The sequence below is a fragment of the Psychromonas sp. psych-6C06 genome, assembly GCF_002835465.1.
Taxonomy (GTDB): domain Bacteria; phylum Pseudomonadota; class Gammaproteobacteria; order Enterobacterales; family Psychromonadaceae; genus Psychromonas.
Window position 1 is genome coordinate 115666 of sequence record NZ_PIZM01000005.1, and the last position, 24626, is coordinate 140291.

24 protein-coding genes are annotated in these 24626 nt (G+C 39.8%); 21 read left to right on the forward strand and 3 right to left on the reverse strand.

Going from position 1 to position 24626, the window contains the following annotated elements:
* Complete coding sequence (locus CW745_RS08330; RefSeq protein ID WP_101108188.1) at positions 1–1485, reverse strand: sodium-dependent transporter; 1485 nt, start codon at positions 1483–1485, stop codon at positions 1–3.
* Between the two features lie 435 nt (positions 1486–1920).
* On the opposite strand from CW745_RS08330, the gene CW745_RS16980 reads away from it, so the two are divergent.
* The 7 genes from CW745_RS16980 to CW745_RS08365 all read left to right on the forward strand — a co-directional run bounded on the left by CW745_RS16980 (position 1921) and on the right by CW745_RS08365 (position 8179).
* Entirely contained in the window at positions 1921–2370 is a 450-nt protein-coding gene (locus tag CW745_RS16980; protein ID WP_101108189.1) for a prepilin-type N-terminal cleavage/methylation domain-containing protein, read from the forward strand.
* A gap of 80 nt (positions 2371–2450) precedes the next feature.
* Entirely contained in the window at positions 2451–2912 is a 462-nt protein-coding gene (locus CW745_RS16985; RefSeq protein ID WP_101108190.1) for a prepilin-type N-terminal cleavage/methylation domain-containing protein, read from the forward strand.
* A gap of 221 nt (positions 2913–3133) precedes the next feature.
* Positions 3134–3634: a prepilin-type N-terminal cleavage/methylation domain-containing protein gene (locus tag CW745_RS16990; protein WP_101108191.1), complete on the forward strand. Its 501-nt coding sequence runs from the start codon at positions 3134–3136 to the stop codon at positions 3632–3634.
* Positions 3627–4151 carry a prepilin-type N-terminal cleavage/methylation domain-containing protein gene (locus CW745_RS08350; protein WP_101108192.1) on the forward strand — a complete coding sequence of 175 codons (525 nt, stop codon included), beginning with the start codon at positions 3627–3629 and terminating at the stop codon, positions 4149–4151. Before CW745_RS16990 ends, CW745_RS08350 begins: the two co-directional genes overlap by 8 nt.
* Positions 4151–4870 (forward strand): prepilin-type N-terminal cleavage/methylation domain-containing protein, encoded by a 720-nt coding sequence (locus CW745_RS08355; RefSeq protein ID WP_101108193.1) that lies wholly within the window; start codon positions 4151–4153, stop codon positions 4868–4870. Before CW745_RS08350 ends, CW745_RS08355 begins: the two co-directional genes overlap by 1 nt.
* Positions 4851–5309 carry a hypothetical protein gene (locus tag CW745_RS08360; protein ID WP_153069753.1) on the forward strand — a complete coding sequence of 153 codons (459 nt, stop codon included), beginning with the start codon at positions 4851–4853 and terminating at the stop codon, positions 5307–5309. Before CW745_RS08355 ends, CW745_RS08360 begins: the two co-directional genes overlap by 20 nt.
* The gene (locus tag CW745_RS08365; RefSeq protein WP_101108195.1) at positions 5306–8179 is read left to right on the forward strand and encodes a DUF6701 domain-containing protein; all 2874 of its coding nucleotides are present in this window, start codon (positions 5306–5308) and stop codon (positions 8177–8179) included. The genes CW745_RS08360 and CW745_RS08365 overlap by 4 nt, the downstream gene beginning before the upstream one ends.
* Positions 8180–8456: 277 nt before the next feature.
* Here CW745_RS08365 and xseA read toward each other — a convergent pair whose 3' ends face one another.
* Entirely contained in the window at positions 8457–9794 is a 1338-nt protein-coding gene (gene xseA, locus CW745_RS08370; protein ID WP_101108196.1) for an exodeoxyribonuclease VII large subunit, read from the reverse strand.
* 188 nt (positions 9795–9982) lie between these two features.
* Between xseA and guaB the strand changes: the two genes are divergently transcribed.
* The 11 genes from guaB (at position 9983) to rpoS (ending at position 21415) form a co-directional block, all read left to right on the forward strand.
* Entirely contained in the window at positions 9983–11449 is a 1467-nt protein-coding gene (gene guaB, locus CW745_RS08375) for an IMP dehydrogenase (protein WP_101108197.1), read from the forward strand.
* A 182-nt stretch (positions 11450–11631) separates the two neighbouring features.
* A complete protein-coding gene (gene guaA, locus CW745_RS08380; protein WP_101108198.1) occupies positions 11632–13212 on the forward strand; it encodes a glutamine-hydrolyzing GMP synthase in 1581 nt (526 codons plus the stop codon).
* 154 nt (positions 13213–13366) lie between these two features.
* The gene (locus tag CW745_RS08385; protein WP_101108199.1) at positions 13367–14722 is read left to right on the forward strand and encodes a glycoside hydrolase family 18 protein; all 1356 of its coding nucleotides are present in this window, start codon (positions 13367–13369) and stop codon (positions 14720–14722) included.
* Positions 14723–15029: 307 nt separating this feature from the next.
* Positions 15030–15599, forward strand: coding sequence for a phosphopyruvate hydratase (locus CW745_RS08390; RefSeq protein WP_238596753.1), 570 nt, complete (start codon positions 15030–15032; stop codon positions 15597–15599).
* Positions 15600–15698: 99 nt separating this feature from the next.
* Positions 15699–15974 (forward strand): cell division protein FtsB, encoded by a 276-nt coding sequence (gene ftsB / locus CW745_RS08395; RefSeq protein WP_101108201.1) that lies wholly within the window; start codon positions 15699–15701, stop codon positions 15972–15974.
* 387 nt (positions 15975–16361) lie between these two features.
* Positions 16362–17045, forward strand: coding sequence for a 2-C-methyl-D-erythritol 4-phosphate cytidylyltransferase (gene ispD / locus CW745_RS08400; RefSeq protein ID WP_101108202.1), 684 nt, complete (start codon positions 16362–16364; stop codon positions 17043–17045).
* A gap of 4 nt (positions 17046–17049) precedes the next feature.
* Complete coding sequence (gene ispF, locus CW745_RS08405; protein ID WP_101108203.1) at positions 17050–17535, forward strand: 2-C-methyl-D-erythritol 2,4-cyclodiphosphate synthase; 486 nt, start codon at positions 17050–17052, stop codon at positions 17533–17535.
* Positions 17532–18575, forward strand: a complete 1044-nt coding sequence (locus tag CW745_RS08410) for a tRNA pseudouridine(13) synthase TruD (protein WP_101108204.1) — start codon at positions 17532–17534, stop codon at positions 18573–18575. The genes ispF and CW745_RS08410 overlap by 4 nt, the downstream gene beginning before the upstream one ends.
* The gene (gene surE / locus CW745_RS08415) at positions 18572–19309 is read left to right on the forward strand and encodes a 5'/3'-nucleotidase SurE (protein ID WP_101108205.1); all 738 of its coding nucleotides are present in this window, start codon (positions 18572–18574) and stop codon (positions 19307–19309) included. The genes CW745_RS08410 and surE overlap by 4 nt, the downstream gene beginning before the upstream one ends.
* 278 nt (positions 19310–19587) lie before the next feature.
* The gene (locus CW745_RS08420; RefSeq protein ID WP_238596754.1) at positions 19588–20340 is read left to right on the forward strand and encodes a peptidoglycan DD-metalloendopeptidase family protein; all 753 of its coding nucleotides are present in this window, start codon (positions 19588–19590) and stop codon (positions 20338–20340) included.
* Positions 20341–20458: 118 nt separating this feature from the next.
* Complete coding sequence (gene rpoS, locus CW745_RS08425) at positions 20459–21415, forward strand: RNA polymerase sigma factor RpoS (protein WP_101108247.1); 957 nt, start codon at positions 20459–20461, stop codon at positions 21413–21415.
* Positions 21416–21478: 63 nt separating this feature from the next.
* Here rpoS and CW745_RS08430 read toward each other — a convergent pair whose 3' ends face one another.
* Positions 21479–21664, reverse strand: a complete 186-nt coding sequence (locus CW745_RS08430) for a DUF3545 family protein (protein ID WP_101108207.1) — start codon at positions 21662–21664, stop codon at positions 21479–21481.
* 191 nt (positions 21665–21855) lie between these two features.
* On the opposite strand from CW745_RS08430, the gene CW745_RS16995 reads away from it, so the two are divergent.
* The 3 genes from CW745_RS16995 to CW745_RS08445 are packed head-to-tail and all read left to right on the forward strand — an operon-like array spanning position 21856 to position 24610.
* Positions 21856–23475 carry a tetratricopeptide repeat-containing response regulator gene (locus tag CW745_RS16995; protein WP_101108208.1) on the forward strand — a complete coding sequence of 540 codons (1620 nt, stop codon included), beginning with the start codon at positions 21856–21858 and terminating at the stop codon, positions 23473–23475.
* Positions 23475–23999: a GspH/FimT family pseudopilin gene (locus tag CW745_RS08440; RefSeq protein ID WP_101108209.1), complete on the forward strand. Its 525-nt coding sequence runs from the start codon at positions 23475–23477 to the stop codon at positions 23997–23999. Before CW745_RS16995 ends, CW745_RS08440 begins: the two co-directional genes overlap by 1 nt.
* Positions 23993–24610 (forward strand): prepilin-type N-terminal cleavage/methylation domain-containing protein, encoded by a 618-nt coding sequence (locus CW745_RS08445; RefSeq protein WP_101108210.1) that lies wholly within the window; start codon positions 23993–23995, stop codon positions 24608–24610. The genes CW745_RS08440 and CW745_RS08445 overlap by 7 nt, the downstream gene beginning before the upstream one ends.
* The last annotated feature ends 16 nt before the right edge of the window (positions 24611–24626 follow it).

The following is a 24626-nucleotide window of genomic DNA, read 5'->3' on the forward strand; positions in this document are numbered from 1 at the left end:
TTATTGCTCCTGTGTGATATTTTGTTTGCTGGCTTTATTAATAAGGATTGCGGCGATTAGCATCGCAGCCACTAAGCCCCAGCCTAATAACATTAAGTCTGACTGCGCATAGCCACCATAGCCTTCTGTTAATGTTTTATAAATATTGGTTCCTAAAATTACTAATAGGAATAGCGGGCTTATAAAACGTAAACATATTTCAAACCAATTACCGATAGTAAACTCAGAAACACGATTCACATGTTGATGAATATCTGTAACTTTAATGATCCAAGCCATGATGATTAGTTCAATTAGGCAACTTGCAAGCAGTGCAATGTTATTCATAAAGTAATCAACAAGATCAAGAAGTAATAATCCGCCATTAGTAGCAAAAGAGATCGAAACAACAAAGCCAATACCGCAAACTAGTGAAGCTGCAACTTTACGAGATAGGTTTAATTTATCAATAAAGGCAGAGGTGACTGCTTCGATTATAGAGATATGTGAGCTGAGGCCTGCAATCACTAAGGCAAAGAAAAATATCGGACCTAATAGATAAGGGGCTGGCAATAAGTTAATGGCAGAGGGGATTGTTACAAAGGCAAGACCAACACCCGATGAAACTACATCGGTTAAAGGTTTTGCTTGCTCATGTGCCATGTTGCCTAAAATAGCAAAAATTAAAATACCGGCGACAATTGAAAAACCACAGTTGATTAAAACTGTCATAAAGGCATTGTTGGTGACATCTGATTTTGTCGGTAGGTAACTTGAATAGGCTAACATAATAGCGAAACCAACACTGAGCGTGAAGAATATTTGACCATATGCAGCAGACCATACTTTTGGATCGCTTATTTTACTAAAGTCTGGTTCGAATAAGTAATTTAAGCCATCTAATGCGCCCGGTAACATTATCATGCGTGCAATTAATGCTAACACCATAATAAATAGCAAAGGCATCATTATTTTACTTGCTCGTTCAATACCGCCTTTTACACCAGTAAAAATGGCTGCAAAAGTAATTAACCATGCAATCGCCATCGGGGTCGCGATATGCCACTGAATGCTACCTAATTTTGTTGGCCCATTGTCGCTACCTAATTGTAAAAACTCGCTAAAGAAGTAAGCGTTGGTATCTGTTCCCCAACTTTGCGTAAATGATAAATTAAAGTAAGAGATTGCCCAACCAATGACGGCAACATAATAAACGGCAATAATTGCCGCTAACATCACTTGAAACCATCCTAGCCATTCAAATTTACTGTTTAAACGTGCAAATACTCGTGGTGCTGCACCTCGGTACTTATGTCCCATACCAAATTCCATGATCATAAATGGAATGCCGGCAGTTAGCATAGCGAAAAGATAAGGGATGAAAAACGCACCTCCACCATTTTCATAAGCCATATAAGGAAAACGCCAAATGTTTCCTAATCCAATTGCTGAACCCACCGCGGCAAGAATAAACCCTGCGCGGGAACCCCACTGTTCTCGTTTCATAAATATTCCTTTTTTGTGCAATTTTTAATAAATGCGAATAATATTGTGCCTTTACTCGTGTAAAAGCGAACGCGCAGACTACCTATTTAATGTAAAGGCGGCAATGTTAAATGCTAACAAGCTTAATGCCTGTAATGATTTTTGAAGGTAATAAAAAGTAAAAACTAAATTGATTTATGTCGCTAACATTTTGATAATGAAAGTTGTACTATACTTTTTAAGGATTAGTTTATTGACTAATAATGTGGCCGAGAAACTATAACTAAGATCGCAAATATTTTTCAATCAAATACGATTTTATTAGCAATACTTAAGATTTGGTATATGGTTTGCTATACAAAATAGACCGATACATAGATAATCTAACTATTAATTTTTAAGCTTTGCCATCGCTAAATAATGGTGATTAAGCAATTTACAGAGGGTGCTACATATATGAAACAACAATCAGGTTTTACGCTAATTGAATTAGTGATCGTTATTATTATTCTTGGTATTTTAGCCGCGACTGCTGTACCAAAGTTCGTGGATCTTCAAGGTGATGCTCGAGCTTCTGCTTTAAAAGGCGTTAAAGCGGCTTTGGAAGGCGGGGCGACATTAACTTATTCTCAAGCCGCGATTGAAGGTAAAGAGAAGGCTTCTTCGGGGCAGTCGACCAAAAGCGGAGTTGCTCTAGTAAATGGTTATCCTGCTGCAACTGCTGGTGGTATTGAGGTCGCTGTTGAATTAAGCTCTGGAGATTGGGGAATAACACATGCTTCAGGAACAACAACTATTATTGCTTCTGGCGCATTAGATACAGCAGGTAATTGTGAAGTGACTTATGAAGAGGCTGCCGACACTAATAGTCGTCCTGTTATCACTGCAACAACTGATAACTGTTAAATAAGTAATTAAATCATTAAATTTTCAGTGTGGTGTCGTAAAGTCACCGTTATTTTTTATCTCTATTTCCAGGAACAAACATGAACAAGCAACAAAAAGGTTTTACATTAATTGAGTTGGTTATTGTTATTATTATTTTAGGTATTTTAGCTGCCGTTGCAGTACCTAAATTTATTGATATGCAAGAAGATGCACGTATTTCAGCGTTAAAAGGTGTTAAAGCAGCACTTGAGGGGGGCGCAACACTGTCTTACTCAAAAGCTGCCATTGATGGTGTTGAGAAAAAATCAACGCACGACCTAGATGTTGATGGTACTACGGTGAAAATCGTTTATGGTTATCCAGATGGAACGACAGATGGGATTATGAAGTCGGTTGATCTGAGCAGTGGTGATTGGAATACCAATGGCTCTAACCCAATCTATGTATTTGCATCATCAGCGTCATCAACACACGTAGATGGCACTTGTGATGTAGTTTACACATTAGCTGCAACATCTGATGCACGTCCAACAGTAACGGTTAACGATACTGGCTGTTAAATAAAGCATTAACTGTGAAGTTACTTAAAATCCCACATTGCCTGTGGGATTTTTTGTTTCTGCGTGCTCAAAAGTGTATACAAATTCGAAAGAAGAATAAATGTCTCTTATAATTAAGTCTTTGAATACGGTTTTATGTTGGCAATCTATTGTTATACACATAGTTTCATTATTAATTCGGCTATTGATCAAGCCACTTCTTTTTCTCTACTGAAGGTCACATGGCAAAGAGATTATTGAATAAGCAATTAGTACAAGGTTTTACACTAATAGAGTTAGTGATTGTTATCATTGTACTTGGCGTTTTAGCAGCTGTTGCAATCCCAAAGTTTGTTAATCGTTCTGGCTTTGAAGATTATACGGTCCGAGATCAATTGATAGCGCGTTTGCGTTTAGTGCAGTTACAAGGCATGAATGCAGAGCCAACAGACGATAGTAGTGATAACGCTTGCTATTGGTTGGTGGTTAAAAGTAACTGCTTTTATAACGAGCATACTGCTAGAACAGGTGGAAGTTGCCTCAATCCCTCACAATCTGGTGTGTGTAATAGTGAAAGCTATAACGACTCTGCACCTGTCAAATACCCGACAGGTATGCTTGTAACGGCTAATTATCGTTTTGACTTAGATGGAAAGTTAGCTCAAGGTAGCTCTCCTATTCAGATTAATGGTGACAATGGTTTATCTGTGACGATTGAAGCACAGGGGTTTATTCATGAATAGTCGTGGTTTTACATTGGTTGAATTAGTGATTGGTATTGTTGTCTTAGCAATTGCAATGTTGACTATGAACACCATGCTTATCTCACAAAGTAAAGATGCCCTTGAACCGCTGTATCGATTACGAGCCTCTCAACTTGGGCAAAGCATTATGCAAAGTGTGTTGTCACGTGCCTACGATGAAAAGTCAGATCATAATGGGGGGTTATATCGCTGCGATGAAGTATGGCAACCAGCCAATACGCTACACCCTTGCTCAACGGTATTAGGAATTGATGGCACAGAAGTCGCAGGAGAGCATGAAAACTACAATGATGTTGACGACTTTATCACTAATGGCTTTCAAGCCGCGGTGAATTATGGTGATGTTTTAGGAGATGCTTTACCTGAACAATATAACAATTACGCCATTGATATTAGTGTGGAAGTGTTACGCTCTAGTAGTAAAAAAGTTGTTGTGACAGTCAAAACCCCAAGTAGTGAAGAGATCCGTTTTAGCGCATTAAAAGGCAACTATTAATGACTATAAAACAACAAGGCTTTACTCTGATTGAATTAGTGATTGTGATTATCATACTCGCTGCTATTGGCATTGCGACCAGTAGTTATATTGCAACGGGGGTCAATATTTACACTGGTATTAGTGAGCGTGATAAAGAGATAAATAGCACCCGTTTTGTAATGGAGCGATTACGTCGTGATATTTTAAATGCCTTGCCGAATAGTTTAAAAGTCTCGCCTGATGGCCAGTGCCTGACTTTTACACCAATTATTAAAAGTACCATTTATGGTTACAGCTTCCCTATTTCTCCACTTGTTAGTAGCAGTGGCAGTATTACCACAATTGATAATTACAGCGTAGTCACTGGAGACAAAGCGGTTGTTTACCTACTTGATGAAAGCGAACTAATCACTGAAAAGGTACAAGTTATCAGTGGCTTGACAGATGAAACGATTAGTTTTGCCACGCCGATTAGTTTTCCTTTAGGTTCACCGAGTAAACGCTTATATATTATTCGTGATAGCAAAAGTTACTTTTTTAATAGTTTAGATGAATTGATTTTAGCGGATGATTGTAATGTCACCGGCAGTATTATGGCGAATAACATTACTGGTACATTCAGCGTGATTGCACCGACTTTACAACGTAATGGCTTAGCAAAAGTGACATTTAACCTTGATTTTGATGGACTGGAGGCTCCGATTGAACAAACGTTGCATGTTAATAATGTCCCGTAATCACCCTGCGCCCCAAAAACAGCAGGGCAGTGCGATCATATTAGCTATTTTTGTGATTATCATTATCTCTTTAATTGGCGCAGCACTCGTTTCCTTACAGCGTGACAGTGCTAAAGGCACTAGCTACGAGGTGTATGCCGCACGTGCTTATTTAAGTGCATATTCTGCGAGTGAAATAGCCTTAGTTGACCTATTTCCGCTTAATAGTTCAGCAGCCAACCCCACAAACTGTAGCGCACTCAATCCACCTAAAATTACAGTGACTTTTGATGATGATGTTGGTTTCCATGGGTGTCGTGCAAATTATCAATGTGAAATACTTAATCCAAGTATTACCTCTGGGTTGCCTACACGTTATAAAGTGGTAAGCACCGCTGTATGCGAAAATGCACAAACCGTTACCCGTCGACAAATAACCGTTGAGGCGGTCAGCTTATGAAACGCTATATCCAGTTTTTGCTACTACTTATTGCTTTGAACCCTACATTGTCAAAAGCCTACTCGACTGATCCTGATTGTGTTCCTCCTCCTGATGTAAGTGGTTATACCTATATTGCTGGTGATGTTGATTTAACTGGTGGTGAACGAATGGACGGCGACTTTTATATCGATGGTAGCCTCAGCATGTCGGGACGGAGTTTTATTATTGGTAATATCTATGTCACGGATGGCATAGTAACTGGCAACGCAGTTGTCTATGGTGATGTCTACAGTGAGAATTTGGTTGATGAAAGAGGCAATGGACGGATTAATGGAAAAAACTGTTCAAATGGGGAGCCAATAGCACCACCGCCACAGCCTGGTGTGTGTGAAATTCCTGGTTGGGAGTCTTACGATGTTATTAATGGCGACTATGTATTAAATGAAGGAGATTCATTTCCCGGTAATTTACACGTAACTGGCTCTGTAACATTAAAAGCGAGCAGTGTTGGTTCAGGTAATATATATGCGCTTGGCGATATTATTGTCGAGGCTGGGACTGATACTAGACCTACTGTATTTAGTGGGCGTTTAAATACAGAAGGGTGTTTAAGCATTGCTACCACTAATACTTCTATTTCCGGTACACAGTGTTCTACCAGTACTTGTACGCCACCTACCGACGACTATCAATTTGAAATTATAACCCTACCAGACGCATTAACCTGTGAGCCTCATAGCGTGCGCGTTAATGTGAAAGATACTAGCGGTAACTTGATTGAAGATTATGACAGCTTAATGAGTATTTCAACAACCCCTGCACGAGGCACTTGGAGTCGATTGGCTGGCAATGGCACCTTGACTGATAGTGGTAATATGGATGGTTTGGCCACCTACCAGTTTGTTACCGCAGATAAAGGCAGTGTTGAGCTTGGTTTATATAACCCAACTGTCGGTCAAGTTGAGGTGTCGGTAACGGGTGGTGCAGTTATTTCGGATCAAGCTTCAATTAATTTTCATAAGTCACTAATAAAAACACAGCTGAGTTGTATCGATACTGTTAATGGTTATTGTGTGAATACAGCTAACCTTCCTTTTTCATTACAATTAAGCGCGGTAAAAGAGAATGAAGAAACAACTTTATGTGAAGCTTATTCCCCTTCAAATATCGCCTTTTGGTCTGAATATATTTTGCCAACCTCACCAGTGGGAAAAAGTGTAGAAATTGACCTTCAAGCGATAGGTAAAAGTCAGGTAAACGCCACTCCGATAGGGATCTCTTTTGTCAATGGCATGGCAACGGTAGCGGGTAATTACCCGGATGCAGGCCAAATCATCATTCATGCTCAAGATGGCGATAACAGTGAAATTGTGGGGCAAGCTGAGCTGATTGTTAACCCGTTACAATTACAAATAAACAGTGTGAATAATAACCCTGCAGAAGTTTCAGGTTATGATCCTGTTAACGATAATGGTTTTATAAGGGCTGCAGTGCGAAGCCATAGCAACTTAGTCGATGTTGATACCTTTGATGTTACTGTAAAAGCGGTGATCGATTGTAGTAACGATACTGGTAGTCATTGTGCGACATCGGGTAACGGGCCAAACAACCCTAAAGCACCCAGTTTTAGCAATGAGGTTACCTTGTTACCTTCATTGGTTTTTCCTAACGGTGCTTCTGCTTCATTAGGGAAGGTGCATTCACAAACAGGCGCGAATCAATTGACTGAATTGATGGTTGGCGGTGAGCTAACTTATGCAGACCTTTCCTATGATGAGGTGGGGGTATTAGGCTTGCAAGCAACGAGTGTGGATTATATCCAAGCAACTAACGATATCAGTGGCTCTGAGGTGAAAGAGATAGGTCGATTTTATCCCGCCTATATTGCCTACGATAATTATAATTTTACGGAAGGGTGTAATGACTTTACTTATATGACAAAAGGAGAAACCAATGATATACCTTTTGATGAGTCGGCTGTTACGTTGAATTATGTGATGCAAGCAAAAGCACAGGCAAGCGCAGGCGAAACTGAGAGAATCACTGTAAATTATGATGCCGGCTTGAGCTACCCTGTTGCCGCTGATATTGATTTTTCAGACAGTGCCTATTCTGCGTTTAGTAGTGTCGATTTAAGTGCTCGCATTATTCCTGCTAGTTATTACGATCACACACAGTGGCTGTCAGGTGTCTATACGGTGACAGCATTAAAACTGGGTTTGCAAAAAATATTAGGTAGTGCTGATGGTCCCTATTTTGAAAACATGCCTGCAGATAGCACCATTAATGATCAAGTTGATTATTATATTCAGCTTACTGGAAAGGATGGTGAAAAACTGCAGACGAATGCCACACTCACTTGTACTTCTGATCGTTGCCGTTTACCCGCAGATAATACTTTAAGTAGCTTAGGTGATTTTGCTTATGGTCGCCTATTGGCAGGTAACGGCCACGGTAGTGAGTTTCAATCTATACGCACTTTAATTGAAGCCACATACTTTAACGGGCTACAGTTTGAACCCTTTCAGCGAGACAGTTGTACAACGATTGTTGAGGCGCAGTTGAGTGCTATTCCTACTTTGATTAGTGATGAAGTCGCGGTTGGAAGTGGTAAAACTAAGTTATCAATTTTAAATAGCCCATTAATAGCAGGTAAAGCATATTTACAATTTTCTGCACCTAATAGTCGTGGAAAGCTTGATTATTTTATTCGTTTAAAAGATCTTTCAAGTGCCAGTCTCTACGCTCCTTGGTTACTGGATTACGGAAATGAGGTGAAATGCCCTGATGAATCGGGAATATTAAAGGATTGTATCTCAGGTTATGTAGAGTTTGGCCTGTTTAGAGGCAATGACCGAATTATTTATCGACTACAAACCTTCGACTGACCTTAAAAGAGGAGGGCGTTAGATAACAAGGCTGGAAGGTGGTAAGTCAGGAAGGATATAAGGCTGAAAGGCTTGAAGGCGCTTTCCTGCGTTTTAGCTTTCCAGCTTCTAGCTTCTAGCTTCTAGCTTCTAGCTTCTAGCTTTTCAGCTTCTAGCTTTTTAGCTTTCCAGCTTTCAGCTTTTCAGCTTTTCAGCTTTTCAGCTTTTCAGCTTTTCAGCTTTTCAGCTTTTCAGCTCCTAGCTTTTTAGCTTTTTAGCTTTTTAGCTTTCCAGCTTTCTAGCCTTTATCCATCACTTGCGCTTTAAACTCACCTTTATCTAATCTGACATTAACTAAGTCACCAGTATTAATGTTATTTGCATTGGTGGTTACTCTGCCTTGTTCATCTTTAACGATAGCGTAACCGCGGGCAAGTGTTGCTAAGGGGCTCACGGTGTTTAATTGATGTAATTGATTGTTCAGATCATTTTCGCATTGTTTAAGTTTATGTTGCATTGCATTTTTTAAGCGTGTTTTTAACTGTGACTGTGCTTGAACGGCTAATTTAATGCTTTGTTCCGGGCTATGTTGCTGTAATCCGGCAATTAAGCTTGCTTCTTTTTGCATCTTGCGGGTTATTAGCCCTTGCATAGCGTGGTTTAAACGTAAACTGAGATCATCCGATACTAGCGTCTGTTGCTGTAGTTTATGTTTTGGATCTTGTGTTAATAACTTCTCATTAAGCAGTGCTTGCTGGTGTTGGTTTCGCTGTAAACACTGTTGCATTGCTCCTTTTAAACGATTAACTAAGGTATCGAGCTGTGTACTCACAAAGGTTTTATTTTGACTGACAAGTTCGGCCGCCGCAGAAGGGGTCGCCGCGCGAACGTCTGCCACAAAGTCACTGATAGTGACATCAATTTCATGCCCCACTGCACTGATAACTAGTAACTGACTATTGAAAATTGCATGTGCAACCGCTGCTTCATTAAAGCACCATAAATCCTCTAGTGAGCCACCACCACGACCAACAATCAATAAGTCACATTCATTGCGTTGATTGGCAAGTAGAATTTGTGAGGCAACTGAATCACCACTGCCTATGCCTTGAACCTGACTTGGATAAATAACCACCTGCAAGCGAGGGTCCCTTCGTTTTAGGACACTTAATATGTCGTGTAATGCAGCGCCTGTTGAAGAGGTGATAATGCCGATACGTTTGATTATTTCTGGTAAAGGTTTTTTATATTGCTCGGAAAATAGGCCTTCAGCTGCTAACTGACATTTGAGTTGTTCAAATTGCTGTTTTAATAAACCATCACCTTCAGGTTGCATGCTCTCAACAATGAGTTGATAGTCTCCGCGCGCTTCATAAAGACTTAATTTGGCACGGACGAGCACTTGTTGCCCATGGATAGGGGTAAAACCTGTTCGACGGTTATTGCCTTTGAACATTGCACATCGTACTGCAGCACTATGATCTTTAAGGGTAAAATACCAATGCCCGGAAACTGCGATGGTGAGGTTTGAAATCTCACCCGATAACCATACGACACCAAGGCCGGTTTCGAGTAGCGCTTTGGCTGCTCGGTTAAGGCTACTTACACTATAAATGTTACTGTTTTGGCTGTTCATTGGCGTTCACAAGCTGGTCAAAGGGAGGCTCATATTAGCATTGATTTTTTTTGTTAAAAAGAATCAATAATAAACGATTTTTTAATTGTACTTAGGTCACAAAACAATTAAAATCTATCCGCAATATCCTACCCAATAAATTATTGGCTAAGGAACAATCCTCCCAACTATAAGTGAGATATTGCAAGATGCTAAGAATTGCCAAAGATGCATTAACATTTGATGATGTATTACTAGTACCAGCTCATTCGACCGTACTACCAAACACTGCGGATTTAACAACGCAACTAACACAAACTATTCAAATGAATATTCCAATTCTTTCTGCTGCGATGGATACAGTCACTGAGGCTCGTTTTGCTATTGCCTTAGCGCAAGAAGGTGGCATCGGCTTTATTCACAAAAACATGTCTATTGAAGTACAGGCTGAAGAAGTGCGTTTAGTAAAAATTCACGAAAGTGGCGTGGTTGCTAACCCTGTTACTGTTTCACCTGAAACGACGTTGTTAGAGATTAAAGAGCTAACCGAAAAGAACGGCTTTGCAGGTTACCCTGTTGTAGAAGCAACAGGTGAGCTTGTTGGTATCATTACTGGTCGTGATGTACTTTTTGAAACAGATTTCACTAAACCTGTTTCTGCTGTAATGACTGGCAAAGCAGATCTTGTTACTGCTAGTCCAAATACACCTCGCGATGAAATTGAAGCGCTAATGCATGCAAAGCGTATCGAAAAAGTATTATTAACGGATGATAACTTTAAACTTAAAGGCATGATCACGGTTAAAGATTTCCGTAAAGCAGAGCGTAAACCAAACGCATGTAAAGACGAATTAGGTCGCTTACGTGTCGGTGCTGCAGTTGGCGCTGGCGCAGGCAACGAAGAGCGTATCGATGCATTAGTTGAGGCTGGTGTAGATGTTCTGTTAATCGATTCATCTCATGGTCATTCTCAAGGCGTATTAGATCGCATCAAAGCAACCCGTGCATCTTACCCGGATTTGCAAATCATCGGCGGTAATGTAGCAACAGGTGCAGGTGCAAAAGCGCTAGCAGATGCTGGATGTAGTGCAGTTAAAGTGGGTATCGGCCCAGGTTCAATTTGTACAACGCGTATCGTAACAGGTGTGGGTGTTCCACAAATCACCGCTATCTCTGATGCTGTTGAAGCACTTGAAGGTACTGGTATTCCAGTTATCGCCGATGGTGGTATTCGTTTCTCTGGTGATATCGCAAAAGCACTCGCGGCGGGCGCATCATGTGTCATGATGGGCAGCATGTTTGCAGGAACTGAAGAGTCTCCAGGTGAAATCATTTTATTCCAAGGCCGCTCTTACAAGTCATACCGTGGTATGGGCTCATTAGGTGCGATGTCTCAAGGTTCATCGGATCGATACTTCCAGTCTGATAACGCTGCTGACAAATTAGTACCAGAGGGTATTGAAGGTCGCGTTGCTTATAAAGGCAAAGTAAAAGAGATTATTCATCAGCAAATGGGTGGCGTGCGTTCATCAATGGGCCTAACTGGTTGTGCAACAATCAAAGAGATGAATACAAAAGCAGAATTTGTGAAGATCACAAGTGCGGGTATGGGTGAAAGCCACGTGCATGACGTAGCAATCACCAAAGAAGCACCTAATTATCGCACTGGCGGCTAGTTTATAAGTTATTGCTGGTTAAATTAATCTGTCACTACGTTGAAAGTGCTCACTTGGTAAACCAAGCTCCGCGCTTTCACCTTGTTACAGAATAATTTTCCGGCGCAATTACCTTATAAATACCTCAATAAGATTTAAAAATAAGGCGTTTCTATAACGTCTTATTTATTTAAGGAGTAATGATGACAACTAACATCCATGAACAACGTATATTAATCTTAGACTTTGGCTCTCAATACACTCAACTTATCGCGCGTCGTATCCGTGAAATTGGTGTTTACTGTGAGCTTTGGAGCTGGGATGTTTCTGAAGAAGACATTAAAGAGTTTAACCCAAACGGTATCGTACTTGCTGGTGGTCCAGAAAGCGTAACCGCTGCAGGCTCTCCTCGTGCACCTGAATATGTATTTAATGCGGGCGTGCCTGTGTTAGGTATCTGTTACGGCATGCAAACTATGTCTAAACAGCTTGGTGGCGAAGTCATCAAGGGTGAAGGCGAAGGCGAATTTGGTTATGCTCAAATTGAGATGCAAAACCCATCTGAGCTATTTAAATCAATTGAAGATGCCGTTTCAAAAGATGGTAAAGCATTATTAGATGTTTGGATGAGCCACGGTGATAAAGTTTCAGCGATTCCAGAAGGTTTTGTAACTGTTGCTAATACCGCGACTTGTCAGTTTGCTGCTATGGCAAATGAAGAGAAGCGTTTTTACGGTGTTCAGTTCCACCCAGAAGTAACGCATACTCGTCAAGGCGAGCGTATGTTGTCTCACTTTGTTAAAGACATTTGTGGTTGTGATGGACTATGGACGTCAGCATCTATTATCGATGATGCTGTTGCACGTATGAAAGAGCAGATCGGTGATGATGAAGTTATCTTAGGCTTATCTGGTGGTGTTGATTCATCGGTGGTTGCGATGTTATTACAACGCGCGATTGGTGATAAACTGACTTGTGTATTTGTTGATAATGGGTTACTTCGTTTAAACGAAGGTAAGCAAGTGATGGAGATGTTTGGCGATCACTTCGGGTTAAATATTGTTCATGTTAATGCTGAACATCGCTTCCTAGAGCAGATGGCTGGCGAAAATGATCCTGAAGCGAAACGTAAAATCATTGGCCGTGTATTTGTTGAGATCTTCGATGAAGAGTCTAAGAAATTATCAAACGCTAAATGGTTAGCGCAAGGTACTATCTACCCAGATGTGATTGAGTCTGCTGCTTCTAAAAATGGTAAAGCGCACGTGATCAAATCTCACCATAACGTAGGTGGATTACCTGATGATATGGCGATGGGGCTTGTTGAACCACTGCGTGAACTGTTTAAAGATGAAGTACGTAAAATTGGTTTAGAGTTAGGCTTGCCATACGACATGTTATATCGTCATCCATTCCCTGGGCCTGGTTTAGGTGTACGTGTATTAGGTGAAGTGAAGAAAGAGTACTGTGACTTATTACGTCGTGCCGATGCTATCTTCATTGAAGAGTTACACAAAGCTGAGCTTTACCATAAAGTGAGTCAAGCATTTGTGGTGTTCTTACCAGTACGCTCTGTTGGTGTGATGGGGGATTGCCGTAAATATGATTGGGTTGTTTCACTACGTTGTGTTGAAACGATCGACTTTATGACAGCACGTTGGTCACATTTGCCATATGAGTTAATCGGTCATGTATCAAATCGTATCATTAATGAAATCGATGGTATTTCACGTGTTGTTTACGATGTTTCTGGTAAACCACCTGCAACGATTGAATGGGAATAATCATTTAATTTCAAGGTGATAAATCATTAAAACGCTCTTAGAGCGTTTTTTTTTGCTTTGATATTAGTAATGAGAGATTAAGCAGAAGAATTTGTTTTTAATTTTATATACTACTCCTCGAAAAATATGGGCCAATATTTTAAAGGAATAAAAAATGAAGTTTTTAAATCATAAAGTGAGTCTACTCGCTTCAGCAATTACTCTCTCTTTGGCGCTCGGGGCTTGTTCCAGTTCATCGGACGACTCTCAGGGCGATAACCATGTAGAGCCAATGAAAGCTAAAGTTGTTGGTGCTTATTTTCCTGATTGGCGTATCTATAGTGATGATCCTTATACACCATCACAAATTCCGGCTGATAAATTAACACATGTTATCTATGCATTTTTAACCATGTGTGGCGAACATCCGGCTGATACTGGAGAAGAGTTACTTAAACAGATTGAAGATACCTGTAAAGATAAGCCAGATTTCACTGCGATTGTCGCTGATCAAAAAGCTGCGTACGGCTTAACTTTGAAAGATGGTAGCGAATACGAAGGGCATTTCAAGCAGTTCAAGGCATTAAAAGCGGCGAATCCGCATTTAACTATTTTACCTTCATTTGGTGGTTGGACTATGTCGCAACCTTTCCATGACATGATTAAAACCGATGCAGGGCGTAAGCAATTTGTTTCCTCTGTTATTAAGTTAATCGATGAAGTAGAGATCTTTGATGGTATCGATTTAGATTGGGAATACCCTGGTGGTGGAGGTTTAACGACAGCATCTTGGGATCCTAAAACGAAATTAAGCCCTGAAGTGATGAAGCATGAAACGAAGATGTTTACTGTCATGCTTAAAGAGCTACGTATGGAACTCGACGTATTAGGTGAAAAGAATGGCCGTTATTATGAATTAAGTGCTGCTGCTGGTGTGCCACCGACTAAAGTCGCGAATATTGATTACCCTGAAGCAAGTAAATACATCGATCATTGGTTTGCGATGACCTATGACTACTTTGGTGCTTGGAGTACCACTAATATTGGTCATCTTTCTAATTTAACTGGCAGTGGCGATCTTAAATGGTGGTCGGGTACCGATGGCTATGTTGCTAATATGTTAGAGGCAGGCCTACCTGCTGATAAGTTGGTGATTGGCGCTGCTTTTTACGGGCGAGGCTGGACAGGTTTAGAAAACTATCCAGAGGGGCGTCCTTATGCTAAAAACGAAGATGAAACCTATGCTGTAGCAGAATCTGGCATTAAGACAGATCTACCTTATCATGTGATTCAAAAAATGGTTAATGATAAAGACAGTGGTTGGGTTGAGTATTACGATGAAAAGCATGGTGCTGCATTTGCTTGGAATGAAGAGCAAAAAGGCTTTATCTCTTACGATAATGCAAGCTCTATAAAAGCCAAAGGTAAATGGGTGTTAGAGCAGGGCTTCGCAGGCGTTTTTGCTTGGGAGTTAACTCATGATAATAATAATGAGTTAACCAATGCATTAAGTGAAAGCGTAAAGCAGTAACGATACCAAACGGCATAAATAGCGGATCTATTTTACTGGCTAAAGTGACTGATCTCTTCGTTGAGTTTTTCGTAAAGGAACAACCATTTACGTTAAAGTTCTCTTTGAGTTAAGTCACTTTTCCTGCGCAAAATTTAGATCACATACTCCATTCGATTGGGATTCCATAAAATCGTAATAACAGCTATTAGCCCGAAAAAGGTTGCCATTGAAACGGCAACCTTTTTTTGTGCGTATAACATTCATTTTATCTTAATAAACACTGTGTGTTTGTAGTATCATAGCGCCCTTTGGTTTTTGAGGGTAAATGATGGCATTGGTTATTGAAATATTAGGTTGGACAAGTGTCGCCTTTTATATTTTTCTTTTGGTTTTCAATGGCATGAAAAACATGCGCTTAGCATCATTTTTATCCGTTGCTAATGATGTTATTTGGGGATTCATGATTGGTGTTTTACCCAAAGTATTATTGAACTTAGTTGTCGGCAGTGTCACCTTATACCGTTATTTGTGTGATTTTACTCGGACCCCTAAAAAGATCATTAATGCTGTATTGATTCTCATGATTGCTGGCTTATTGTATTTCCTCTATTTTGCAGCCAATGATTATCTGGCTAACCCATCGCTAGGTTTATTGCTGACATGGTTTGATTTTGTGCTAATTTTAATCGCATTAAGTGTTAAAAAAATACGGATTTTTCAAACTTTTATGCTGATTTCGGCATTTGTGGGTGGCTACGCATATTTGCTTCTCGGTATTGAACAGATGGTTGTCATTAAAAGTATTGTTGCCGGCATAACGGCTTATAAACTGTTTATTCACCCGCGTTTTCCACAATTAGAATCAAGATTACTGTTCTGGAAACGAAGCGAATAGTTTCAATCATATTTTTGTTAATCCAAGACTAGAAAATTTATTATTTTAATTGTTGTTTTAATATAAGATATTGATTTGTAATTTTAAAGGTGATGATAAATGCGACTTTTTTTTGCTCTATTATTATTTGTATTTGCACTTGAGCAATACCATCTTTGGTGGGGCAAAAATGGTGTGCAAGATAATCGCCAACTACAAGAAGATGTTGCTTTAGCTAAGGCCAGTAATGAAGAGTTGGCAATGCGCAATAAAATGATGTTTTCTGAAATAGATGATCTAAAACAAGGGTCAGATGCCATCGAGGAGCGAGCTCGCAATGAGTTAGGGCTAGTAAAAGAGGGAGAAACCTTTTTTCGCATCGTGCCTAAAGGATAAATAAAGCACTATTTATTGTTACATCGTTAGGGTCTGTTGATCTTTCAAGTTTATTTTTGCAACAATTTGTTGGCTATTGCTGTAATGACTTCGTCAATACCACGCAATACAAAATAAAGAGCCATTTTGCTGTTTATACAAGGCTGAGCCTATGCCGTGTGGTTATTCCACATCAATAGGCGAAAACGCAGTAAAAATGGTCAACAAATGTTGCCCTTCGGGTTCAACACAACACGCTTTGCCCTGTGTTAGACGAAATTCGCTTAGAATGACTAAGCCACATCTCGTCTGCCTTGCTCAAAACGCGTTGTGTTGAAAAAAATTTAAACGGCAAAGATCAACAGACCCTAGTACTAACCCCTTATAGAATTAAAAGTGAAGAATAGAATGGATGTAAGAAATATTGTTGCTGTTATTCCTGCTGCCGGCATTGGTAAACGTGTCGGCGCAAACATCCCTAAGCAATACTTATTATTGCGCGATAAAACTATTATTGAGCATAGTTTAACCCCATTTCTTGAGCACCCTGATATACAGCGCGTAATTGTTTCTGTGGCACATAATGATCAATGGTTCACACACTTGTCACTTGCTAATCATCCTAAAATAGAGGTGGTACAGGGCGGGGCTGAGCGTGTCGATTCAGTGATGGCCGCATTAAATATTATCGACGCTGATGATTATGTATTGGTGCATGACGCGGCCAGACCCTGTATCAGTAGTGAAGATATTAATAAGTTAATCTCTACTGTGCGAGGTAATCTTAATGGGGCTATTTTGGCCTGTAAAGTACGTGATACGATGAAACGCAGTAATAGCAGGCAGTCTATTGAAGGCACCGTTGATCGTGAAAATTTATGGCATGCTTTAACACCACAAATGTTCCTAAATGCACAGCTGTGCGATGCTATAAACAGATGTCAACAGCCTGAAAAAATAACCGATGAAGCTTCTGCACTTGAAATGGCAGGGGTAACTGTGAATGTGGTTGAAGGGCGATCTGATAACCTAAAAGTTACACGCGAAGAGGATTTAAAGCTAGCTGCTTTTTATCTTTCGCAAGGAGAATAAAAAAATGATTCGAATTGGTCACGGTTTTGATGTTCATAAGTTTGGCGGGCAAGGTCCAATTACCATTGCTGGCGTTAAAATCCCTTACATGCAGGGACTTATCGCCCATTCTGACGGCGATGTTGCACTTCATGCGTTATGCGATGCGATTCTAGGTGCACTCGCAATGGGAGATATTGGCCACCACTTTCCTGATAATGATCAACAATATGCTGGAGTTGATAGCCGAAAGTTGCTGAAGGAGGTTTACCAATTAGCGATTGAAAAGGGTTACCGATTGGGTAATTTAGATATGACCATTGCAGCAGAGGTGCCGAAAATGGCGCCACATATCCATGCAATGCGTACAGAGATTGCCAGTATACTCGATACCGATATTGGTAACGTAAATGTAAAAGCAACAACCACTGAAAAGCTTGGTTATGTTGGACGTAGTGAAGGTATTGCAACTCATGCTGTTGTGTTGTTATTTAAAAAGAGTGCAATATGAGTGACTTGCAACAAAGTGAAGCTGTAGAGCCCGCTTTTCCGTTAGACTTTAACTTTCTTTACGGAAAACCGAAGAGCCAAGGTATTTATAAGCAGCGCTGTGAAGATTTTGTGGTTAAGGAAGCTCTCGGGTTTGAGTTAACCGGTGAAGGTGAGCATGTTTGTTTGTGGATTCAAAAAATAGGTGAAAATACCCAGTATTTAGCACGTCAATTAGCAAAGTTCGCCGCCATCCCTGCTCGTAATGTCAGTTATGCGGGGCTTAAAGATCGTCAAGGTGATACTTGGCAGTGGTTTTCTCTCCATATTCCTGGAAAAATAACCCCTGATTTTAGCCTCTTTGAGTCACCAGGGGTGACCATTCACAAAGTGATTCGTCATCATAAAAAAATTAAAACAGGCGCTTTAGCGGGTAATTATTTTTCAATTACCCTACGTGATATCAGCGATAAAGAAGCTTTTCAAGTGGCACTCTTAAATATTAAACATGGTGTCCCTAATTACTTTGGCGAACAGCGCTTTGGTCATGGGGGGCATAATGTCAGTGCCGCGCTAACGATGTTTGAGGGACGCAAAATAAAAGATCGGTTTAAACGTGGTATGTATCTCAGTGCCGCTCGAAGTTATCTGTTTAATCACCTTGTTTCGCAGCGCATTAGCGACAACCTTTATCAGCAACCTATGCAAGGTGATTGTGTGCAGTTTGTTGGAAATCGCTCTTTTTTTACTTTGCCTGATCTTGAGCCAGATACGATACATCGTCTTCAGTCGCGAGAAGTTTGCTTAACAGCGCCGTTATGGGGGGCTGGAGAGTTAGCTTCGCAATCTGATGCTAAAATATATGAGACAGATAAATTACAATGTTTTGAATCATTACAGCGAGGTCTGGCAAAAAATGGCTTAAAACAGGAACGTCGTCCACTACTATTAGTTGCGGATAAACTATCGTCGACATGGATAGATGAACAAACGGCCCGTATTGATTTTTATCTTCCTTCTGGCTGTTATGCAACGAGTATTCTACGAGAGTTAATACAATGAGTTTATTAATTAGTAATGATGATGGTGTTTATGCGCCAGGGCTAAGTGCTTTATTTAATGACTTAAATGCTATATCTACAGTGAAAGTGGTTGCCCCTGATAGGAACCATAGTGGTGCAAGTAATGCGCTTACACTAGAAAACCCTTTACGTATTCAAGAGTTGAGTAATGGTTTCATTGCGGTGAGTGGAACACCGACAGACTGCGTACACCTTGCTTTAAATGAATTATGTGAAAGTCCGCCTCAAATGGTTGTCTCAGGCATTAATGACGGGGCTAACATGGGCGATGATGTGCTCTATTCTGGTACCGTCGCTGCCGCAATGGAAGGGCGCTTCTTAGGGTTGCCCGCAATGGCTATCTCACTGGTTGGTAAAACATATTATGAAAGTGCTGGGCATTATGCACAGTTACTAGTAAAAAAATTATTAGCCTCTCCGTTAGCCCAAGATCAAGTATTGAATGTCAATGTTCCTGATCTTCCTCTTGATAAAATAAAGGGAATAAAAGTTACCCGACTTGGTAAGCGTCATCAAGCAGAGATGATTGAAAAAGGGATAGATCCTCGTGGGCGTGATATTTTTTGGGTTGGCCCGCCAGGAAAAATTGCAGATGCTGGAGAGGGAACTGATTTCCATGCTATTGAGGAAGGGTATGTGTCAATCACCCCCCTTAAGATAGACCTAACAGCAACTGAGCAACTAAATAGATTAACGGACTGGCTGGATAGATAATATTAAATAATCAAGCTAGCTATTTAAATGCAGATAGCATGACAATAAGGAACTAAATTGCACCCATATATAGCACATTATAAAAAACTAAGCGTTTTTAATGTAACGATTAACCCTTTCATATCTGTGAATTAATGTTAATTAGAGCCTTAGCTATCTGCCTATCAATACTTAGTATTGTCGCCTGTTCATCGTCAACAGGGCCTGCGCCTGTTTCTGACATTACCAATGAAAATAAAAAATCTGGCTCGAAATTTGCAGTTAAATCTAAAGCTGTTGTGCAAAAGCGCAAAATTAGTCAAAAAACTTACACTGTAAAAAAAGGCGATACGTTATACAGTATTGCTTGGAGAGCTGGGTTAAGTGTGGATAATATCATTGATTACAATGCGTTAAGTGAACCTTATATTATAAAAGTGGGGCAATTATTACAGCTCTCGGGAAATAAGCAGGCCTACGCGAAAAAAGTTCACAGTAAAAGTGATCTATCTTCCCAAAATGTAAATAAAAACAGCAAGTCAGCCTGCACAGCTCAAAAGTGTCAAAAAAATGAGACAAACAAGGTTGCTCAAGAAAAAAGTAAAGCATATCCTGCGACTAAGACTGATAAAAAAGCAGTCAAAAATAAAAATAAAAATAAAATATTAAGCAATGAGAAGGTAAGTGATTGGTTGTGGCCTGTAAAAGGTCAATTAACAAAACGGTTCTCTGCATCGCCTTCGGGTTTGCAAGGGATTAGCATTGTTAATCAGCGTGGTAGTGCAATATATGCAGCTGCTGCAGGACAAGTGGTGTATTCCGGTAGTGGGCTTCGAGGTTATGGTAATTTGATTATTATTAAACATAATTACGATTATTTAAGTGCCTATGCTCATAACGAAACATTATTTGTACGAGAAAACGAACTGATCAAAATGGGCCAGAAAATAGCAACAATGGGTGAAAGTGGAACGGATCATGTCCACCTTCATTTTGAGATTCGTTATAGAGGTAAATCAGTGGATCCATTGCGTTACTTACCCCAAAGGTAAATAACATTCATTACGATGTCACAAAACATGGTTACCTTAGGGAGAAGTTATGGTTCATTGTGTCACTAATAAAACCGATAAAAATAGAAGTATCAGTGTAGTAAAGGGAGCATTAAGCATGGTGGAAGCCAGTAAAGACGAGTTAGCACAGGATTTGGATCCCGTTATTAGCAACGACGAAGATGAAGTGGTTGAGAGCGAGGAGGAAGTCATTGCTAATATCGGTACTGCTGATAATAAAGTGATGGATGCAACCCAGTTGTATCTTGGAGAGATAGGTTTTTCTCCGTTGTTAACTGCTCAGGAAGAGGTTTATTACGCAAGGCGTTCATTACGCGGTGATGAAGTGGCACGTAAGCGCATGATTGAGAGCAATCTCAGATTGGTTGTTAAAATCTCCAGACGTTACAATAATCGTGGTTTATCACTCTTAGACTTAGTTGAAGAGGGGAACCTTGGCTTAATCCGCGCAGTTGAAAAGTTTGATCCGGAAAAAGGCTTTCGTTTCTCTACCTATGCAACATGGTGGATTCGACAAACAATAGAGCGTGCGATAATGAACCAAACCCGCACTATCCGTTTACCTATCCATATTGTAAAAAAACTCAATGTATATCTAAGGACTGCCCGTGAGCTTGCTCATAAGCTAACCCATGAGCCCACAGCAGAAGATATTGCTAAAGAACTCGATGTTCCTGCTAAAGAGGTTGCGAAAATCCTTAAGCTTAATGAGCGCATTAGCTCTGTCGATATCCCTATTGGCAATAACTCTGACAAAGAGCTGTTAGATATTATTCCGGATCGTAAAGAGGCAACCCCTGAACACGAATTGCAAGATAACGATATGAAACTACGTATTGTGGATTGGTTAGAAGATCTTAATCCTAAGCAACGAGAAGTATTAGCAAGGCGTTTTGGGTTACTCGGCTATGAAGCTGCTACCCTAGAGAATGTGGGCAAAGAGATTGGTTTAACACGTGAACGCGTTCGCCAAATTCAAGTTGAAGCATTAAAGTGTTTACGTGATGTGCTATCAGAACAAGGTTTATCGATAGAATCACTATTTCAAGTATAAGCCTACTTTTCAGGTAATAAAAAAACGCATCAAATTTGATGCGTTTTTTGTTTTTAATGGTGGTTACACTAATTCAGAAAGAGAGAAATCAAAGGTTTGATCGATTTCGCGCAACTCTCTACTTAAGCGTTGCCTTTCTTTAATCTCCTCAATTTCACGCCATTTTCGTGTGCGACTTGTTTTCTTTTTTGGGGTGAAAAATAGCGCATCTTCATCAGACATTTGTGTTTCAAAATTAAGTGTTTGCATCTTCTATCCTCACTTCATTTAAGGTTAACTCACCAGTGGTGTCATTGCACGATACTGTCTCTATGTTGCAATTTTATTAAGCTACTTTATGAAATTAAAAAAAGAGATTCTAATCACTGATTGGATTCGCAAAAAAAAGTGAATCAACTATGCTATTTACTTAACCCCTTTAATTTGTAGGCATTTTTTATATGGCACTCCCGAGCAATTTCTTTTCAAGCCAAACTGTTTTAGTTGTTGATGATATCGACACTATTCGTAGCGCCGTAAAAGGGATGTTGCAAATGTTAGGCTGTAAAAATATTGCAATTGCCAGTAACGGTGAACGTGCCTTAGAGTTGTGTGAAGTTAGCCAATATGATTTTATTTTATGTGATTTTAATCTAGGAAAAGGCAAAGATGGTTATCAGCTTTTTGAGGAGTTAAAGCTACGTGATTTAATGAAACCAAGTACGGTGTTTATTTTGATCAGTGCTGAAACTGCGTTGCAGGTTGTGCACGGTTTAGTGGAACTTCAGCCCGATGATTATTTATTAAAACCATTCTCATATAAAAAACTCGAAGGAAGATTAGTACGTGCGCTTGAGAAACGAAAAGTATTAGGCGGAATTTATGATTGTTTGGCGGTAAAAGATTATAAAAAAGCCTTGCATGAATGTGGTAAAGCTTCCAAAAAACATCATAAATACAGTTTACCCATAATGCGTCTGAAGGGAGAGGTGCTGATAAACTTGCACCAGCCACAATCGGCTTTTGACCTTTACGAGTCGGTGCTTGAATTTCGTGATTTTTCATGGGCTAAATTAGGTAAAGCAATCGCTTATTATCACTTACAAGAATATAGCAACTCAGCAAAAATATTGAATGAACTTTGTGAATTACCTGAGACTCGTATTGAAGCATTAAACTGGTTATCAAGTATCTATGCAAAACGTGAATGCTATTCACAGGCCAAAGAGATCCTCATCGAATCAGTAAAGCTATCCCCTAAAAATATCCCTAGACAACGCGCCCTAGCGAACCTTTCTTTGATTGAAGGAGATTGGGAAATTGCACAACGGTGTTTTAAAACCGTGCTTGATAATACTCGTTTTTCAGTTCATGAGCATATTAATCATCATTTTAACTACATACATTGCTTGCTAGACAAAGCAAAGGCGAGTAATGAATTACAGCAAGCTAAAGTTTTTTCACAGATACAAGCAGTACTAAAGAGTGCATCGCAGCGCTTTAATAAAGATACCTTTCATGAATTAGAAAAGGTGGTATTTGCACGTATTATGGTGATGAAAAAACTATTGAAAAGTGCCAGTGAATCACTTAATGATTGTGACACGGAGGTGGTAGTACATTGCGGTAAAGACAGTGTTTTAGCGCTTGCTAAAGCTTGGTTTGAATTAGGGGAATATGAGAGACACGATGAAGTTATCGCCTTAATTGAGCTACCTGAAAATGATAACAGCATTGAGATAATGAGTGACTTAATGTTAGTAAATAAAGTGCAAAGTGAAAATAAAGATAAAATCGCTAAGCTACTTTCGTTAAATGAGCAGGGGATCGCGATGTTTAAAAGTGGTTTGTATCCTGCTTCGACAAGTTTGTTTATTGAGGCGCACGAGCTTATTCCAAATAATGTTGCTTTAGCGATAAACTTAGCACAATCGTTAATTAAAGGTTGGCCATCGAGCGAGCCTTTTACACAGAAGAAAAAAATTGCCAAACATTGCATTAATGTTATTGAAGCCAGTCAACTCGATGAGTTATCAAGTAAGCGTTACGATGCGATTAAACAAGAATTAAAGGCCGTTTAATGTTTAAGCAATGCGCTTTTACTTTAGTTGAGTTGCTTATTTCGTTAGCCGTTTTGATGATTTTAGTCTCAGTCGCCAGCCAGTCTTATAACCAACTCTTTACTCAACAGGCATTAGTAGCAAGTACTGAAAACCTTTATCAATTTTTAGTTTTTGCCAAATCAGAATCGATTAAATATAACCAGAAAGTGTATGTTCATTTTTGTCAGAATGGTACTAGCAACGAATGGCGCATGGCGCAGAGTGATCAGCCTGCTTGTGACTGTTTTGTTGCTAATAGTTGCTTGCTAAATGGTGTGCAACATAACCAACAACTCACAGATGGTAAGTTAGTCTTTACATCGAGCTCTGATATTAGTTTCACAGGATTGCAGGCTTCTTATAATCCAATGCGTTTTAGTGTTAATGCGGGTAGCGTAATTTTAAGCGATAACAGTGGTAATCGATTAAAGGTGATTCAGTCGGCCATGCGTTTAAGAGTATGTGCCCCAGATAATAAGCAACTTGGGTATGAGCAATGTTAAGACAAAAATATGACCCTACAAGCAAACGAGGTTTTTCGCTGGTTGAATTACTGATCGCTTTATTACTCGGGACTGTGTTGCTTGCAATGGTCATTGGTTTGTACGTGACCGGTGTTTCAACAGGCGCGAAAAGTTTAAAGTATTCTCGTTTAAGAACTGACTTACAATCCATTGTTGCAATGATGGAAACAGATTTTCGTCGTGCAGGCTATGGAGGCAGTGATTACCTTGTAGGTGCGAGTAGCAATAAAACTATCGATATTAATGCTAGTAATGATTGCATTGTTTATTACTACAACCATAACGATACTGCGACGGTTGAAAGTAGTAATCAAATGGCCTTTAGCTTTAAAGATAATACTGTAAAGTTTAAGAGTGGCGTTGGCAAAGTTGCGAATGTTGTTTGCGCAGTGACTACGGGGTGGACGGATGTATCGGATAATAATTTTATTAAAATCACGGCGCTAAGTTTGACTGAAAGCGTGACTTCTTCGGCCTCAGCGACAATGCGAAGTGTTAAAATAGACCTTAGTGGTGAGTTGGTTTCAGATAGCAACTACGCCCACTCTATTGCAACGCGCGTACAGGTTCGTAATCTAGAGTTTAATTAACTTAAGTTTCCCCTAA